The sequence below is a fragment of the Parabacteroides caeci genome (assembly GCF_023656795.1).
Lineage (GTDB): Bacteria > Bacteroidota > Bacteroidia > Bacteroidales > Tannerellaceae > Parabacteroides > Parabacteroides segnis.
In genome coordinates this window covers 1-2421 of the sequence record NZ_JAMOKT010000139.1, presented here as the reverse complement: position 1 = coordinate 2421, position 2421 = coordinate 1, and the positions used below count along the sequence as shown (strand labels likewise).

Below are 2421 nucleotides of genomic sequence, written 5' to 3'. Positions count from 1 at the left end.
ATCATAGCTTTTCTCAATGGATTATATAAATAAATATGTTGTTCCCAAAACACACAACTAACTGTTCACAAGTTAAATACAATTATTATACAACATAAATTGAAAGCTAACATATGGTATCAAGTTCATCATCAACTGACACGGGCATGGAAAGGACGGAAATAGATGCTGTCAGAAGGATGCCGCTTGCGGATTTTCTCGCACGGCTGGGGCATGAGCCTGTCAGAAGGAGCGGTAACGAGCTGTGGTATCTTGCCCCGTACAGGGGCGAGCGCACATCCTCTTTCCGTGTGAACGTGGCGAAACAGCTCTGGTACGACTTCGGTTTGGGCAAGGGCGGCGACATCTTCACGCTTGCCGGGGAGTTTCTGCAAAGCGATGACTTCATGAAGCAAGCGAAGTTCATAGCGGAAGCCGCCAATATGACGGTTGCCGGATGGGAAAAGCCCGTCTATCTCTCGAAGCCGACCGAATCCGTTTTTGAGGATGTGGAGGTCGCTCCGCTGCTCCGCTCACTGCTGACGGAGTATTTAGAGGAACGGGGCATCCCTTACGCCATCGCATCCCGTCACTGCTGCCGCTTGAACTACGGTGTGCGTGGAAAACGGTATTTTGCCGTTGGCTTTCCGAACATGGCAGGTGGCTATGAAGTCAGAAGCCGATATTTCAAGGGTTGCATACCTCCGAAGTCTGTATCACTGGTAAAGGCGAATGACATCCCGGCTGACGAGTGCCTCGTGTTCGAGGGCTTCATGGACTTTCTCTCTGCCGTGACGCTTGGTGTAACCGGTAACGCTGACTGTCTTGTGCTGAACTCAGTCGCCAACGTGGAGAAGGCGGCGGGATTGCTGGACGGATACGGGCGCATCGGCTGCTTCCTCGACCGTGACGAAGCCGGACGGCGGACGCTTGCCGCACTTACCATGCGATACGGGGAACGTGTCACCGACCGTTCCTCCCTCTATGACGGTTGCAAGGACTTGAACGAGTACCTGCAACTGACAACGAAAAAACAGAAAAACAACCATCTAAAAATCGAAGAACAATGAACATACTGAACAACAGAAACAAGAGAACATCAATATTCAAGGCAGTGGCGTTATGCCTGATAGCCGCCATGTCATTCACCCTCGTGTCATGTGACGATGACATGGACATCCAGCAGTCCTATCCCTTCACGGTGGAGGTCATGCCCGTGCCGAACAAGGTAGTAAAGGGGCAGACAGTGGAAATCCGCTGTGAACTGAAAAAGGAGGGCGACTTTTCGGGTACGCTCTATACCATCCGCTATTTCCAGTTCGAGGGGGAAGGCTCGCTCAAAATGGATAACGGCATCACCTTCCTGCCTAACGACCGCTACCTGCTGGAGAACGAAAAATTCCGCCTGTACTACACGGCGGCGGGTGATGAGGCGCATAATTTCATCGTGGTGGTGGAGGATAACTTTAGCAACTCCTACGAACTGGAATTTGACTTCAACAACAGGAATGTAAAGGACGACGATCTTACCATCGTTCCCATCGGCAACTTCAGCCCCTTGTTGAAATGATGCGTGTATTCATGACAATGCTCTGTTCACTTCTGACGGTCTGTTCTGTGTCCGCGCAGATCAGCCGCCAAGAGGGAACGGACGGGCAGGCGGCAATCTACCGACTGCCGCTTATGGAACGTGCTTTTTTATGCTGCCGCTACTTTGAAGGCTGGCACTCAGAAAAACACTACCCATACGTCGGTTGGGGTCACAAACTTTTGCCAAACGAGAAGTATTCGGCACGAACCATGACAAAACGGGATGCGGATGAACTTTTGCGGAAAGACCTGCGCAAATTTGTCGCCATGTTCCGTAAATTCGGGGTTGATTCGATTTTGCTTGGCACGTTAGCTTACAATGTGGGACCGGCGAAGCTGTTAGGCAGCAAAACAATCCCCAAAAGCACCTTAATCAAGAAGCTGGAAGCTGGTGACAGGAACATCTACCGTGAGTATATAGCCTTCTGCAACTACAAAGGAAAACGCCACGCCATGCTGCTCAAACGGAGAAAGGCGGAGTTTGCGCTGTTGTATATCCCATAAAAGGACTGACAAAACTGGCAAAAGACGTGCCATATTTAACTTGGCACGTCTTTTGCTCTATCACTTGATAGATTATCGTAGGATTTTCTCGTTAATTGACATCGTTGAGCCATTTTTGCCTATCGGTTTCCAAATAACACTTCAAGTTGTAAGTGTTGTGAGAGCAATACAAAACATAGTTATTAACCATAAAAAGTATAGCGAAATTATGAAGAAAGTATTTAGCCTACATTATTCATAGTGGATTCATTTCAGGTTATCAAAACAGATATGGGGACAATCTGAAGCCTCCAACTAATGTCTATCATCGAATGACCGCTTGATGTAGAGTTATAATCCTGTCCGAAG

3 protein-coding genes are annotated in these 2421 nt (G+C 48.7%); all 3 read left to right on the top strand.

Annotated elements, in window-relative coordinates; genetic code table 11:
- Positions 1-146 precede the first annotated feature (146 nt).
- The 3 genes from NBH15_RS29060 to NBH15_RS29050 are packed head-to-tail and all read left to right on the top strand — an operon-like array spanning position 147 to position 2073.
- Entirely contained in the window at positions 147-1049 is a 903-nt protein-coding gene (locus NBH15_RS29060) for a DUF8464 domain-containing protein (RefSeq protein WP_004291524.1), read from the top strand.
- The gene (locus NBH15_RS29055) at positions 1046-1549 is read left to right on the top strand and encodes a DUF3872 domain-containing protein (protein WP_004291525.1); all 504 of its coding nucleotides are present in this window, start codon (positions 1046-1048) and stop codon (positions 1547-1549) included. Before NBH15_RS29060 ends, NBH15_RS29055 begins: the two co-directional genes overlap by 4 nt.
- Entirely contained in the window at positions 1546-2073 is a 528-nt protein-coding gene (locus tag NBH15_RS29050; protein ID WP_004291526.1) for a glycoside hydrolase family protein, read from the top strand. The genes NBH15_RS29055 and NBH15_RS29050 overlap by 4 nt, the downstream gene beginning before the upstream one ends.
- Positions 2074-2421: the final 348 nt, after the last annotated feature.